This window comes from Methanococcoides orientis (assembly GCF_021184045.1).
Lineage (GTDB): Archaea > Halobacteriota > Methanosarcinia > Methanosarcinales > Methanosarcinaceae > Methanococcoides > Methanococcoides orientis.
Genome location: NZ_CP073710.1, coordinates 2,248,853 through 2,262,273 on the forward strand (window position 1 = coordinate 2,248,853; position 13,421 = coordinate 2,262,273).

Genomic DNA, 13,421 nt, shown 5'->3' on the forward strand with positions numbered 1-13,421 from the left:
AAGAACTGAGATCTGATGTAGGTCCGATCTCAGAATGTAAATTCCATTCCGTCATATCCTAACGGGTATGTTTCGGATGCCTCGTTGTGAGGTTTAAAATAATGGCTCAGGTGTGTCATAACGACCTCCTTTGCCCTGATATTTTCAGCCATTTCCAATGCTTCTTTTGCATCCATGTGCTTCTTTACATGGAATCCTACATCATCGGGTATAATGGCATCCACTATGAACAGGTCGGGTTCCATAATAAGTTCAAGGCTATTCTCCGGTATGTTATTATCAGTATCACCACTGATGACAACCTTTTTTTCACCTTCGCATATCATCACACCTATGGCTCTTTCCACAGGTGGGTGATTCACTTCGAATAGTGTGAATTCAAGTCCTATGAGATCAAAAGTTTCGCCGGGATGGACGTCATGCCTTCTTGGTCTTAAAAATGAGACATAATCAAGTATGTAGTCCAGTGTTTCGGTCACTCCGTAGACATCCACATGGCTCTGAACACGGTGGAACTCACCAAAACCGGTGTAATGGTCATAATGGCCATGTGTCCAGATGACTCCGTCAATATGCCGGATCCCCTTGTTGAGCATCTGTTGTCTCATGTCCGGGCTTGTATCAATAAGAACTCTGCCTTCATCGGATTCCACAAGGACTGAAAAACGTGTGCGGTTACTTTTACCTCCGTTGCGGGCATCCGTGCATGTACGACAATCGCAACCGATAATGGGTGTGCCGGGCGCATCACCTGTTCCAAGGAGTGTTATCTTCATGGGGTTTTAGAAACCCCCGGTATTGACAACATATTCATCGGATTTTATGTGGGCGCGCTTGTTGAACCTGTTCACCGCTTCTGTGAGGTCCTGCTGATTTATGCTGGTACGCTCTTCAACTAGGGCATTGAGCACACTTTCGCGGATTACCATGCGCAGATCTGAACCAGAGTATCCTTTGGTGAGCGGTGCAATTTCTTTCGTGTTGAACTCACCTTCTATTTCCATGGTTACAATGTCGAGGATCTCTTTTCTCATTTTCTCGTCAGGAAGCGGGAAGTCCATTATCTCGTCGAACCTTCTCCATGCTGCAGAGTCCAGCATCCTGGGATGGTTCGTAGCGGCCATCAGAAGGACACCATCATTGGTCAGGCTGATCTCATCAATGGCCTTGAGAAGCGTGTTGACGGCTCTCTTTAAAGCTGCATGTTCATCTGATGCCCTTGTTTTGGCGACGAAATCGAATTCATCTATGAAGAGTATGCATGGGCTTAAGCGCTTGGCAAGTGCGAATACCCTGTCGATGTTCTTTGCTGTTTCCCCGAGGTACTGGTCTGTTATCATGGAAAGCTTGACTTCCACGAATGGTATTGAAAGGCGCTCTGACATCGCTTTTGCCACAGAGGTCTTACCGGTTCCAGGTGGTCCTACAAGGAGCACCTTTCCGATATCATACAGGCCGATGCGTTTGAGATAATCTCTGTACTCAATGGCCTTTACTATTTTTTCGACCTCTTCTTTCTGCTCTTCTGAAAGAACAAGGTATCTCATAGGTTGAACAATGTCCTCCGGGGCCATAATGTGCACCAGTTTAAGCATGTCTTCTCCAGTCTCTTCTTCGGAGATCTCACTGATAAGGGACTCGATCCATTCCCTGTCGACCTCTTTAGGTCTTGTTGCAGCACGTGCTTTCGCATAGCTGGCTCCAGTCACATTCTTCTTTTCTTCAAAATAGTATGCAAGTGCCGGATTCTGATCGATCCTTTGAGAAGCAGTCTCCTGCTTCTGGAACCAGTCAGCAGCAACATCAAAGGATGTGAATTTTATCTTTGAGGTGAGCTCATCGATATCCAAAAAAGGAAGGGTGAATACCTGTCCCTTTATCTCTTCTATCCCAAAGAGTTTTTTTATGTCCTTTCGGGAAACGCTGATGGGCTTTGGGACGCCTTTTTGCGCACGGCTCCAGTAGTTCTTTCTGATTTCCTTTGGAAGATCATTAACATCCATTTCCGGATACTTGTTGTATATTTCTGCTGTCAATAGAAGTTCTACAATGTCAAGGGTTGTCGTGTCGGACATGTTCTTACCTGTATAATGGGAATAATTTGATAACAATTTGATAAATGATTTGTATGCTCATGTTCCTGAGCAGTTCAGTGAACCATACGATTATGTGGTTCTTTTAGATATAATTTATGTGTTTGGCCCCGATCGAATGTTGCGTTCCCTCTCTTATCTTTCATGGGACAACTCGAACATATCCTTTTTTTGGGAAATAGATGTCTCCCTTCTGAAGCAGTTTTTCCAGCGTTCTTTCAAAGTTCTCCTCATCAAGTTCCTGCCTGCGCGCATGGTCTTGAAGTTCGGTCCTCTGCATTTCACTCTGTGCTTTTTCAAGGATGGATAATATTGTCCTTGCAGGGTCCTTCTTTTTAGGTCGTTTTGTGGCAGGTGTATGTGTTGCAGACGTGTGAATGGCAGTACCGTCTGTTTCAGCTGGATGTGTGGAATTTTTCATCCTGTTGAGTTTGGCTTTGTGGTCCCTTGTCTGGAACTTCAAGCTCGTGTCCTCTTCTGTGGGGTCGGATGTAAAAGTTGAGAACGTGTGCCCGTCCGACATTGTGTCATATCCTTCCCCAAGTATCTTTGCCTGCAGATTAGTGCGTACTGCAATGGCATCTTCAAGGACATCTGTTGTGTGGAATATCCGCAATTTCCTTGTCTGCAATGTAGCTCCGCATCGCTGGCATCTTGTTGTCTTTGCTCCTTTCTGCTCTATCAGCTGTGCAGATCTTCTGCACTTTGGACACACTATGACCGAATAAACTGGCATCACTGACTGGTTGTACTGTCTCGTATAAGTATAGCACCCTGCAATGTCATAACCTTCAATTTATCACCGATGATGTCATAACTCCCTCACATGATACGGGTAGCTACAAGATCGGATATTCCTTCGATCGTAGAGATCGAGAATCTTTCCTTTGACGCTCCATGGTCTTCAAGTGTGTTCCGGTCCTACGCAGATTATCCCGGTTTTATTGTCCTGGAGTCTGAAGGTGTTATTCTTGGATATGCTGTTCTTGTGGTCATTAAAAGGGCTGCACATCTGGCAAGTATTGCAACCCATCCAAAGTATCGAAGAATGGGGGTCGCAACGGCTCTTCTCGAAGGGTGTATACTTCTTGCAAAGGAGAATTCGTATTCTCTCATCCGTCTGGAGGTAAGGGAGAAGAACAATGATGCTCAGAAATTCTATCTTTCGAACGGGTTTGAGATGAAAGGGGTCATTCCAAATTACTATCCGGATGACAATGCCATTATAATGGAGTTGGATCTGGAATGTTGACCATTCGTTGATCATTTCCCGAAGCGACGCTGCCTCTTCTGGAAATCCCGTATAACTCTTAACAGGTCTATTTTCCTTAGGTCATGCCAGTTGACATCTGTAAAATAAAGCTCAGAGTATGCGGATTGCCAGAGCAGGAAATCAGATAGGTGCTTGCCACCGGCACGTATGATCAGGTCGGGCTCTTCCTGAACCAGAAGGTGACTCTCAATGACATTCTCATCGATCTCTTCTGGTTGTATTTTTCCATTCTTCACATCTGAAAGGATCGAATTGATGGCTTTTGTGATCTCCGCTCTTCCTCCGAATCCCACTGAAATGTGAACCGTGAGCGAAGTTCCTTCACGTTTTTCTTTGAGGTTTCCGTTCTCATCGTATATGAAAAATCCCACATCATCTGTAAGTGATCTTAACATTTCCTGCATGCCTGTCGTAAGCATGGATGTCATCTCGACCTGAATCTCTTCTTTTGTATCCAGTACATCAATGTAAGCGCTGATGGTAGCGATGCCAAGCTTTTTACACCATGTTATAAAAGACCTGAAGTTATCTTCACCTTTCTGATCAAGCAGGTCGGACCCTGAGAGTATTATTGTTATATGTTCTGGTATCTGCTCTGGTGAATTGTTCACCTGGTCGAGCAGATATCTTTCATATAGGGTTCTTATCATAAACGCCATCTTTTAATGTTTGTTCTTTCAAATGATGTTTAATGAATGATGATCACTGATCATTTAGCTGTAGAGACGATCTTGACAACATCGCCATCTTCAAGTTCGTGTTTTTCTCCAAGTCTCATTTTTGTTTTCCCGTCCACTGCATAAAGGAATCTGTCCCCGATATCACTATGTACACGGTAGGCAAGGTCGTGGGCTGTGGACCCTTTCTTCATGAGGAACGCGTCAGGCAACATCCTGTCGTTCTTGTCAGACCATTTTCCTTCATCTTCTACCGGGTATACTACGATCAGGTCGAGAAGGTCAAAGACCGCCCTGTTGATGCACTCCTGTATGCCGCCTCCGCCGGTTCCGATCTTGTCCATGAGGTCCTTGAGGCTGTCCAGGCCTTTTTTCTGTGCATCATTTATGTTCTCGGAGACTATCTCGAAGTCATCATCTCCTGGGAGGTAGTTTATGATCTCATTCTTTGCAGCTGATCTTAATGCAAGCTCTGCAGCAGCACTGGTGGGTACTACTATAAGGTCGAGATCATTGAGGTTCTTGGCGTTTTCCTCAGGTGCGATATCGATCTTGTTGGCAGCTATCATTGTGGGTTTGCTGATGGCACGGATGGCATCACAAAGCTTGACCATTTCCTCATCTGTCCATTGAGTGCATTCACCTGGCATGTCGCAGCAAAGAAGTGCTTCGTGTGCCTGTGATTCATTAACTCCGGCACCCATTAGCTGATCAGATATGACTTCTGACATTTTGAGTCCCTCTGCTTTGATCTTCCGTGACAGCTTTTCCCAGTTACGTTTGAGAATACCAGTCATCCACATGGTGATCTCACGGTTGAGGAAATCCACGTCCTCAAGAGGGTCGTGCTCCCCGATGTCCACCGGGTTCCCTTCTATGTCCGTGGCTCCGGCTGCATCAATTACGTGAATTATTGCCTGTGCCTGCCTGAGCTCATCAAGGAAAGCGTTCCCCAGACCACGGCCCATGTGTGCATCAGGCACAAGGCCGGCTACATCGATCATTTCAATCGGTACGAACCGGATCCCATCCTGGCAGTTGCCACATCGCTTATCTTTCTGCGTACATGGGCACTCCACCCTTGCGTATGTTACACCCCTGTTAGCATTGATCGTGGTGAACGGATAGTTCGCGATCTCCACATCTGCAAGGGTAGCTGCCTTGAAAAAAGTTGATTTTCCTGCATTTGGTTTTCCTGCAAGGCCTATGGTCATTGACATGCTTTACACATCATCCTTGAAGCATTTAACTTTTATTCATGATGAGTTTCCATTTGGCATAATCTCGATCAAATCAAATATTCTCCTGACCAGTAATATTTATATTGCAGTAAGTTATTTAGGAGTCTGTCCAACGTGTCCTGGTAGGGTAGAGGATATCCTTGGGGCTTGCGGAGCCTTAGACCCGAGTTCGATTCTCGGTCGGGACGTACCACTTAGGGTTTGACACCCGGACGCTTTGCAAAGGTTAGATCTTAACTAACCTTTGTGGAGTCCTTTTTATGATCATTTACCACCATAATCTATTATGCGGATGATCGATCATCACATTTAATACCAATTTAAATTCGGTAGAAACGCTACTTTTGTTCGGTATATTCTCATATAATTCCAATATGGTTTGTTAATGCAGATGCTATTGCAACTACTATAAATGTGATCAAAACTGTTGGGGCAAATATCGACGTTTGGTCCTCGTAAAGTTCTTTGTATCTTGGATGTTCTACTTATCACATTGGTTACCCTTATATAGAAGTTCATTCATCTAGAACGAACAGATTGAGTACATAATGTGTATTATCTATGTATTCCCAATCTGCATTTCAAAATAATTAAAATTAATTTATCAATGCTATTTAGGAGGGCTAAATATCTTACCAAATGGAAGTCAAAGTATCCGCGGAAAGGATGCTCAGAGTATCAATATCCTTGCAGGAAAGGCCGTTGCAAATTCAGTTCGTACAACACTTGGTCCAAAGGGAATGGACAAGATGCTTGTGGACTCTATGGGAGACATCGTCATAACCAACGATGGAGCTACCATTCTGAAAGAAATGGACATTCAGCACCCAGCAGCTAAGATGATCGTCGAAGTGTCCAAGACACAGGATGATGAAGTCGGGGACGGAACAACTTCCGCAGCTATCCTTTCAGGTGAGCTGCTCGCAAAGGCAGAAGAGCTTATTGACAAAGGCGTTCACCCAACTATTATATCTGAAGGTTACAGGCATGCTGCAAAGAAATGCCGTGAGATCCTTGAGACCATCACAATTGACGTAACTCCTGAAGACACAGATGCTCTCATGAAGATCGCAGCAACTGCTATTACAGGCAAGGGTGCTGAGGCATACAAGGACAAACTCTCCAAGCTTACTGTTGATGCAGTTAAATACGTAGTCGAAGAGGAAGATGGTTCCTTAGTGGTCGACACTGACAATATCAAGGTCGAAAAGCGTGCAGGTGGCAGTATCACAGATTCTGACCTTGTGGAGGGTCTTGTTATCGACAAGGAACGCTCCCATCCAAACATGCCTGAAATGGTCGAGAATGCAAAGATCCTTCTCGTAACCTGCCCTATCGAGTTCAGAAAGACCGAAATGGATGCAGAGATCAAGATCACCTCACCTGACCAGATGCAGATGTTCCTGGACCAGGAAGAGAAAATGATGAGGGAGATGGCTGAGAAGGTAATCAACAGCGGTGCAAATGTTGTATTCTGCCAGAAAGGTATCGATGATATGGCACAGTACTACATCGAGAAAGCTGGAATTTACGCTGTAAGAAGGGTAAAGAAGAGCGACCTTAAGAGGCTCAGCAAGGTTACCGGCGGCACACTTATCCAAGACCTCGATGAGATCGTACCTGGGGACACAGGAACTGCAGACCTTGTAGAGGAAAAGGAAGTCAGAGGTGCAAAGATGACCTATGTGACCGGATGCCAGAACAACAAGGCAGTAACAGTACTCCTTCACGGTGGAACCGATCATGTAGTAGCTGAACTTGAGCACGCAATGCACGATGCTATTCGTGTAGTCGGAGTTGTTATTGAAGATGGTAAGGTCGTAGTGGGTGGAAGTTCACCTGAGATCGAACTCTCATTAAGGCTCAGTGAGTACGCATCCACTCTTAAGGGAAGGGAGCAGCTTGCAGTCAGCAAATTTGCCGAAGCTCTTGAGGTCATTCCACAGACACTTGCAGAGAATGCAGGTCTTGACCCGATCGACATATTGGTCGAACTACGTTCCCAGCACGAGCAGGGCAACAAGAACGCAGGTCTGAATGTCTACACCGGCGATGTTGTCGATATGTGGGAAAACGATGTAATTGAACCACTGCGTATCAAGACACAGGCTATCAACGCTGCAACTGAAGCTACTGTCATGATCCTCAGGATCGATGATCTGGTGGCATCAAGTGGTGGAGCAGGAACTCCAGGTCCAACACCTGGTATACCTGATATTGACCTGGACATGGACGCAGCATACTGAGTTCAATTCCTTAATTACTTACTAACTCGTGTCGGGTTTTCCGACACAGTTCTCTTTTTATTATTGATCTTCTTTTGTCTATGTAGGGATTCTTAATTTTTGGACAATATTCTAGAAAATATTATGGGATTTGTTCTGCCCTGTTGGAATATGGTCCTGGTTCCAGTCAATTGATGTTGCTCAAGATTGTTCTTCTTCAAAACCGGGATATTTTTTTAGATTTATATCATAATGATAATTAGTATAACATCTTAAAATCATTCAATATGTTCATATGCTATTAATGTACCATTATATTTCAGTGACCATACTACGATTCGCGATTTCGTGGTACGGTCTGAAAAACGAAAGTGTGGTTGTGGTTCTGCTTGGTGGTGGTTCTACGATATTATAGAGATTTTTGACAATTTCCAGTTCTCTTTCATCCTCTCTTTCTTTGAGCATTTCAATTTCCTTTCATCGGAATAGTGGAGATCCTCAAACAAATTAAAACACGATTTTGGCATGCCTGTCTAGATTGTTCGTCTGGAAGACTCGTTTTTTAAGGGTAAAGTATTTATCAACCGTAAACCAGTTAGGGAAACATGGTTAACAATACTACAAATACTTCTATAGCATCGTCCCTTCCTGCAACCGATATCAGAAAAATGGTCTATGCATCCCTATTTGCGGCATTGACTGCCATTGGGGCCTACATCACTATCCCGCTTGGTCCGATCCCGTTCACCCTTCAGGTTGTGTTCGTCCTGCTGGCAGGTGCAATGCTGGGAAGTAAATGGGGTGCAATAAGTATGACCGTTTACACTCTGCTCGGGATTGCCGGCCTTCCGGTATTTTCAGGCGGTGCTTCAGGTCTCGGTGTGATCCTTGGTCCTACAGGTGGTTACATCATTGGTTTTATCGCAGCAGCATTTGTTGTGGGATTCCTTTTCGAAAAGAACAGGACTGAAAAGGTTCTTTTCAATGCGATCTATGTTCTCGTGGGGTCACTTGTGATCTATGCCTTCGGCCTGACTCATCTGATGCTTGTTGCAGATATGTCCTTCATGCAGGCAATCACTGTAGGCTTTCTTCCTTTCATTGGTGGAGCTCTTGTAAAAATAGTAGTTGCTGCATATATTGCTACCAGCTATAAGATATAATAAAAAACTCAATAGCTCAATAACCCCATACTTGATAGATCGATAAACAATGATAAGGTTTGAAGGAGTAAGTTATAGCTATCCGGATGGTCACCTGGGACTCAATGGGATTGACTTCCGGATAGAAAAGGGAACGTTCACTACGATAATAGGTGACAATGGTAGTGGAAAGTCTACCCTTGTACGTCACATGAACGGGCTCCTTAAGCCTTCACAAGGCACTGTCTCAGTATGTGGAATGCAGACTTCCTGCCCCGGGGATATTTGGAAGATTCGCCAGATGGTCGGAATGGTATTCCAGGACCCTCATTCCCAGTCTGTGGGCGCTACTGTGGAAGACGATGTTGCTTTTGGTCCGGAGAACCTGGCACTTGAGCGTGAAGAGATCCGCAGTCGTGTGTCTGATTCTATCCTTGATGTAGGTCTTGAAGGCTTCGAAGAATACCTGTTGATGAACTTAAGTGGCGGACAGTTGCAAAAGACAGCACTTGCCGGTGTACTGGCCATGAAGCCTGAATATCTTGTGTTCGATGAGGTCACATCAATGCTGGACCAGGAGTCCCGGTCCCAGGTACTGGAAATCGCACTGGAGCTTAACAGGATGGGGAAAACCATTGTCTATGTAACCCATCATATGGAGGAGGCTCTTGCATCAGACCGTGTCATTGTGATGGAGGGTGGGTCAATTAGCATTGATGGGTCTCCTGGAGATGTGTTCCGTGAACTTTACAATTCCGGAAGCCGTATCCCTCCTCTCATGGAGCTCGCGTTCAGGCTTCAGGATTCCAGAATACTGGATAAGGGTGTGCTGCCTCTGGGTCCAAATGCTCTAATGGAGGAGCTATGTCGATCGATGTGAAGGATCTGTGCTTTTCTTACGGGAAAGGAAAAACTGAGGGTCGGGTCCTTAGCGACATCTCATTTTCCATCGATGGCAGCGAGTCTGTGGGAATTGTTGGTAAGGTAGGATGCGGTAAGACTACTTTGATAAAGCATCTAAATGGTCTCCTTGTGCCGGATTCCGGAAATGTTCTCGTTGATGGTCTGCTTTCTTCTGAAAAAGAAGTGTGTAAAAAAGTAGGTATTCTTTTCCAGCACCCTTCAAAGCAATTGTTCTGCAATACCGTTTTTGAAGATATTGCGTATGGTCCGAAGAATTTCGGGGTAAGTGGGGATGAACTTGATGGGTGTGTTAATAAAGCTATAAGGGGGGTAGGTCTTGCTGAGGAGATACTTGAAAGATCACCTTTCAGTTTGAGTGGTGGTGAGATGCGCCTTGTCGCTCTTGCAGGTGTCTTATCCTCATTTCCGGATTATATTGTTCTGGACGAACCTACTTCCGGCTTAAGCAGCATTGGAAAAGCTAATCTTTTCAGGATACTGGACTCTCTGAAAAAGAATGGTGTCGGAATTGTACTTGTGTCCCATCAACTGGAAGAAGTACTTGATGTTGTGGACAGGCTGATCTATCTGGACGATGGAAAAATTACATTTGAAGGAACGCCTTCGGAATATCTTGCGTCTATGCCTTCGCCGGTACCACAGGTCACAGAACTTATGAGGGGATTGAAGAGATCCGGCATTGATGTGAAGGATGATATCTTTTCCGTGGATCACGCCTTTGAGGAGATCTATGCTGCCTGGGCAAAAAAAAGGAGTGTCCTCTAAATGGCAGGACCACTTTTCTCCTATGTGAGGGGAAACTCTTTTCTTCACAACATGGACCCGCGTGCGAAGATCATTTCTGTGATGTGTCTGAGCATTCTGATATTCAATGTTTCCGTGCTGTCTCATTTGTTCGTTCTGGCAGTTCTTTTTGCGATGCTGACAAACATAGCAGGTGTGAGCATAACCCTGGCTATACGATCCCTCCGTCCAATGGTCATCTTCTTTGGTTTTATTTTTCTTATCCATCTGTTCTTTACAGCCGGAAATCCGATATTTTCTCTTGCCTTTTCACCAACATACGAAGGCCTTGAAAAAGGGGCAGTTGTCGCCGGTCGTTTCATCCTGTTGATCCTGTTTGGTTCCCTGGTAACTTCCACCACAAGACCGGCTTTGATAACCAGTGGGATAGAGCACTTGCTTCGTCCTCTTCCTTTAAGGAAATTGGGGACCACTTCTTTTGAAGTAGCGACAATGATGTCACTGGCAATTTATTTTGTTCCACATCTGCTGTGGTATGTGGGGCAGATAAAGGATGCACAGATGTCTCGCGGATTGAAGTATGGGCACCATCCTATATCCGGAATGTTATCTCTGGCAATACCTGCTTTGAGAGGTTCAATGCGTATGGCTGATGATGTTGCACTGTCAATGGAGTCCCGTTGCTATCAGGGAAATTATCGCACATCGCTCTTTGAAATGAAAATGGCAACATCTGATCTTCTTATCTGTATCTTCGTAGTTTTTGGAACAGCGCTAATGTTATATGCATGAGCACATGTTCATATATTCATGGTAACATCTCATACATGTGAACTGGTAGATAAGGAAGCTATAAACTCCCTTATATCCAACCTTCCTGAAGACGATGCAATAGTGAGGGTGTCCAATATCTTCCATGCACTTCAATCAGGTCCCCGCCTGAAGATCATGTATCTCTTGCTGGAAAAAGAAATGTGTGTATGTGAACTTGAATTTGCGCTTAAGATGAGCCAATCGGCGATATCTCACAATCTTCGAACCCTTCGCCAGCTCGACCTTGTCAGGACCAAAAAGAAAGGTCGTTTCGTTGTCTATTCAGTTGCAGATGAACACGTAAAAATGCTCCTTGATCTGTCTCGCAAGCATGCCATGGGGTGTGCATTCTGAGCGTTGTTGATTCCGTTGCAGAAGCACTCTCAGGTATACTGATCGAGTCATGGCATATCTTTGCCGAAGCTGCTCCTTACCTGTTACTGGGTTTTGGTATAGCAGGTTTATTGCATGTTTTTGTTCCGGATGATAAAGTAATGCAGTATCTGGGCAGCTCTGCAGGAAAGTTCAGGTCTGTTCTCAACGCATCTATTTTAGGGGTGCCTCTGCCACTATGCTCTTGCGGGGTCGTGCCTGCTGCACTATCTCTTCGGAACAGGGGTGCTACAAAAGGTGCAACTCTCTCATTCCTGATCTCGACCCCGCAGACAGGGGTGGATTCCATTGCTATAACCTATGCCCTTCTTGATCCAATAATGACAGTCTTCAGGCCGGTGGCAACATTTGCTACTGCTGTTGTCGCGGGCGTGACCGAGAATATATTGAACTTTTCAAAGGAAGTGCCTGGTAAGGTTCCACTATCTAAAAGTGCAGTACCATTAGCGGTGCTTCCAATGACCTCTGCCACGCCAGATGCATGTGGATGTGGTTCATGTGGTGGTCCTGATGAAGAAGCTGGGAATTTTGTGCAGAAAGTGAGGTCTGGCGTAAAGTATGCTTACATTGAATTACTTGGAGATATCGGTTTCTGGCTTATTGTCGGGGTCGTAATTGCAGGTATTATCTCTTACTTCGTACCAGCAAACATGGTGGGCAGCTATCTTGGTGGCGGAATTGGATCCATGTTGCTTGCTCTTGTTGTGGGGATACCACTTTACATCTGTGCAACTGCTTCCACTCCACTTGCAGCGGTTCTTATCTTAAAAGGGATGAGTCCCGGTGCTGCATTCGTGTTCCTGCTTGCAGGGCCGGCTACTAACGCAGCCACGATCACCATGGTACTGAAATTCCTTGGTAAAAGGACCACTGTAGTTTATCTTGCATCGATAGCATTGTGTGCAATTATCAGTGGACTCGTTCTCGATCAGATATACTCAAGTCTGGGCATCGATGCACTTTCAATAGCAGGAAGTGCCAGTGAGATCATGCCCGATGAAGTAAAGAACGTTTTTGCAGTATTGCTACTACCATTGTTGGTGTATGGCATGTACAGTAGAAAAAAGTGCGTTGATAAATAATGCTATAATGCTATCTGTTTCAATGGTTCTTATTGTGCCTGTGATCAGATAACATGTTTCGCATACGCTCTTTGAAACCGTCGATGATAACATCACCAATTTCGTTATCATCGAGCATCATACGGTTATTGACCATTGTGTGATCATCGACAGCATCCTCTTTTTCTTCAGATATCGGGATGGCAACAATTTTTCCGAAACTTTCAGGGTACTTTATGTGGTTGTTCTTCCATGAGAAATCGTGTTTTTTCATTCGAGTCACTTCCAACGTATATCTTGACGATATATCTTCAAGTTCGACTATGGTGTTATTGGTATATATAAGTCACGATTAGCAATTAATATATTTAGATGCCCATTCTTATATATCTTATTGCGAAATTCGCAGCATGGGTTCTATATTTTTAAATTGAAGTATTGACGCTACCATTGTTGGTGTATGGTATGTACAGTAGAAAAAAGTGCGTTGAAAAATACTGCTATAATGCTATCTGTTTCAATGGTTCTGATTGTGCCTGTGATCGGATAACATGTTTCGCATACGCTCTTTGAAAGTGTCGATGATCCCGTCACCAATTTCTTCATCACTGAGCACCTTATGATCATTGGTCATTGTGTGATCCTCGGCAGCATTCCTTTTTCCTTCATATATTGGGATTGCAATTATTTTTCCGAACCTTTCCGGATACTTTTTTTCTTCAAATACTGGCTTGGGAACTATTCTTCCGCACCTTTCCGGATACTCGATCTCGTTGTTTTTCCATGAGAAATCATCTTTTTTCATTCGAGTCACTTCCACCACATGACTTGACGA

Annotated in this window: 15 protein-coding genes and 1 tRNA gene; 9 read left to right on the forward strand and 7 right to left on the reverse strand. The window is 44.5% G+C overall.

Annotated elements, in window-relative coordinates; translation table 11 throughout:
• Positions 1–29: 29 nt before the first annotated feature.
• The 3 genes from J7W08_RS10940 to J7W08_RS10950 all read right to left on the reverse strand — a co-directional run bounded on the left by J7W08_RS10940 (position 30) and on the right by J7W08_RS10950 (position 2,829).
• On the reverse strand, positions 30–776 hold the full coding sequence (locus J7W08_RS10940) for an MBL fold metallo-hydrolase (RefSeq protein ID WP_233084476.1): 747 nt from the start codon (positions 774–776) through the stop codon (positions 30–32).
• 6 nt (positions 777–782) lie between these two features.
• On the reverse strand, positions 783–2,075 hold the full coding sequence (locus J7W08_RS10945; RefSeq protein ID WP_233084477.1) for an ATP-binding protein: 1,293 nt from the start codon (positions 2,073–2,075) through the stop codon (positions 783–785).
• Positions 2,076–2,235: 160 nt separating this feature from the next.
• Positions 2,236–2,829 (reverse strand): DUF5817 domain-containing protein, encoded by a 594-nt coding sequence (locus tag J7W08_RS10950; protein ID WP_233084478.1) that lies wholly within the window; start codon positions 2,827–2,829, stop codon positions 2,236–2,238.
• 90 nt (positions 2,830–2,919) lie between these two features.
• Between J7W08_RS10950 and rimI the strand changes: the two genes are divergently transcribed.
• Positions 2,920–3,345, forward strand: coding sequence for a ribosomal protein S18-alanine N-acetyltransferase (gene rimI / locus J7W08_RS10955; RefSeq protein WP_233084479.1), 426 nt, complete (start codon positions 2,920–2,922; stop codon positions 3,343–3,345).
• An 11-nt stretch (positions 3,346–3,356) separates the two neighbouring features.
• On the opposite strand, the gene uppS is transcribed toward rimI, so the two are convergent.
• Together uppS and J7W08_RS10965 are read right to left on the reverse strand one after the other, a co-directional pair.
• Positions 3,357–4,016 (reverse strand): polyprenyl diphosphate synthase, encoded by a 660-nt coding sequence (gene uppS, locus J7W08_RS10960; protein WP_233084480.1) that lies wholly within the window; start codon positions 4,014–4,016, stop codon positions 3,357–3,359.
• A gap of 59 nt (positions 4,017–4,075) precedes the next feature.
• Positions 4,076–5,263, reverse strand: a complete 1,188-nt coding sequence (locus J7W08_RS10965; RefSeq protein ID WP_233084481.1) for a redox-regulated ATPase YchF — start codon at positions 5,261–5,263, stop codon at positions 4,076–4,078.
• 137 nt (positions 5,264–5,400) lie between these two features.
• On the opposite strand from J7W08_RS10965, the gene J7W08_RS10970 reads away from it, so the two are divergent.
• From J7W08_RS10970 to J7W08_RS11005, 8 genes are all read left to right on the forward strand, one after another.
• Positions 5,401–5,472, forward strand: a tRNA-Arg gene (locus J7W08_RS10970).
• 411 nt (positions 5,473–5,883) lie between these two features.
• The gene (gene thsA / locus J7W08_RS10975; protein ID WP_375141068.1) at positions 5,884–7,530 is read left to right on the forward strand and encodes a thermosome subunit alpha; all 1,647 of its coding nucleotides are present in this window, start codon (positions 5,884–5,886) and stop codon (positions 7,528–7,530) included.
• A 584-nt stretch (positions 7,531–8,114) separates the two neighbouring features.
• Positions 8,115–8,672 carry a biotin transporter BioY gene (locus tag J7W08_RS10980; protein ID WP_233084482.1) on the forward strand — a complete coding sequence of 186 codons (558 nt, stop codon included), beginning with the start codon at positions 8,115–8,117 and terminating at the stop codon, positions 8,670–8,672.
• Between the two features lie 49 nt (positions 8,673–8,721).
• Entirely contained in the window at positions 8,722–9,531 is an 810-nt protein-coding gene (locus J7W08_RS10985) for an ATP-binding cassette domain-containing protein (RefSeq protein WP_233084483.1), read from the forward strand.
• Positions 9,516–10,340 carry an ATP-binding cassette domain-containing protein gene (locus tag J7W08_RS10990; protein WP_233084484.1) on the forward strand — a complete coding sequence of 275 codons (825 nt, stop codon included), beginning with the start codon at positions 9,516–9,518 and terminating at the stop codon, positions 10,338–10,340. Before J7W08_RS10985 ends, J7W08_RS10990 begins: the two co-directional genes overlap by 16 nt.
• On the forward strand, positions 10,341–11,111 hold the full coding sequence (locus J7W08_RS10995; RefSeq protein WP_233084485.1) for an energy-coupling factor transporter transmembrane component T family protein: 771 nt from the start codon (positions 10,341–10,343) through the stop codon (positions 11,109–11,111).
• Positions 11,112–11,129: 18 nt separating this feature from the next.
• Positions 11,130–11,486: an ArsR/SmtB family transcription factor gene (locus J7W08_RS11000; RefSeq protein WP_233084486.1), complete on the forward strand. Its 357-nt coding sequence runs from the start codon at positions 11,130–11,132 to the stop codon at positions 11,484–11,486.
• Entirely contained in the window at positions 11,483–12,607 is a 1,125-nt protein-coding gene (locus tag J7W08_RS11005) for an SO_0444 family Cu/Zn efflux transporter (protein WP_233085773.1), read from the forward strand. The genes J7W08_RS11000 and J7W08_RS11005 overlap by 4 nt, the downstream gene beginning before the upstream one ends.
• Before the next feature lie 19 nt (positions 12,608–12,626).
• Here J7W08_RS11005 and J7W08_RS11010 read toward each other — a convergent pair whose 3' ends face one another.
• Positions 12,627–12,860 carry a hypothetical protein gene (locus tag J7W08_RS11010; protein WP_233084487.1) on the reverse strand — a complete coding sequence of 78 codons (234 nt, stop codon included), beginning with the start codon at positions 12,858–12,860 and terminating at the stop codon, positions 12,627–12,629.
• 243 nt (positions 12,861–13,103) lie between these two features.
• Positions 13,104–13,391 carry a hypothetical protein gene (locus J7W08_RS11015; RefSeq protein ID WP_233084488.1) on the reverse strand — a complete coding sequence of 96 codons (288 nt, stop codon included), beginning with the start codon at positions 13,389–13,391 and terminating at the stop codon, positions 13,104–13,106.
• Between the last annotated feature and the right edge of the window lie 30 nt (positions 13,392–13,421).

Excerpts from the sequence above, each read along its gene's own strand:
- J7W08_RS10940 (WP_233084476.1), bottom strand. The coding sequence starts at position 776 with ATGAAGATAACACTCCTTGGAACAGGTGATGCGCCCGGCACACCCATT.
- J7W08_RS10945 (WP_233084477.1), bottom strand. The coding sequence starts at position 2,075 with ATGTCCGACACGACAACCCTTGACATTGTAGAACTTCTATTGACAGCA.
- J7W08_RS10950 (WP_233084478.1), bottom strand. The coding sequence starts at position 2,829 with ATGCCAGTTTATTCGGTCATAGTGTGTCCAAAGTGCAGAAGATCTGCA.
- rimI (WP_233084479.1), top strand. The coding sequence starts at position 2,920 with ATGATACGGGTAGCTACAAGATCGGATATTCCTTCGATCGTAGAGATC.
- uppS (WP_233084480.1), bottom strand. The coding sequence starts at position 4,016 with ATGATAAGAACCCTATATGAAAGATATCTGCTCGACCAGGTGAACAAT.
- J7W08_RS10965 (WP_233084481.1), bottom strand. The coding sequence starts at position 5,263 with ATGTCAATGACCATAGGCCTTGCAGGAAAACCAAATGCAGGAAAATCA.
- J7W08_RS10980 (WP_233084482.1), top strand. The coding sequence starts at position 8,115 with ATGGTTAACAATACTACAAATACTTCTATAGCATCGTCCCTTCCTGCA.
- J7W08_RS10985 (WP_233084483.1), top strand. The coding sequence starts at position 8,722 with ATGATAAGGTTTGAAGGAGTAAGTTATAGCTATCCGGATGGTCACCTG.
- J7W08_RS10990 (WP_233084484.1), top strand. The coding sequence starts at position 9,516 with ATGTCGATCGATGTGAAGGATCTGTGCTTTTCTTACGGGAAAGGAAAA.
- J7W08_RS10995 (WP_233084485.1), top strand. The coding sequence starts at position 10,341 with ATGGCAGGACCACTTTTCTCCTATGTGAGGGGAAACTCTTTTCTTCAC.
- J7W08_RS11000 (WP_233084486.1), top strand. The coding sequence starts at position 11,130 with ATGGTAACATCTCATACATGTGAACTGGTAGATAAGGAAGCTATAAAC.
- J7W08_RS11010 (WP_233084487.1), bottom strand. The coding sequence starts at position 12,860 with ATGAAAAAACACGATTTCTCATGGAAGAACAACCACATAAAGTACCCT.
- J7W08_RS11015 (WP_233084488.1), bottom strand. The coding sequence starts at position 13,391 with ATGAAAAAAGATGATTTCTCATGGAAAAACAACGAGATCGAGTATCCG.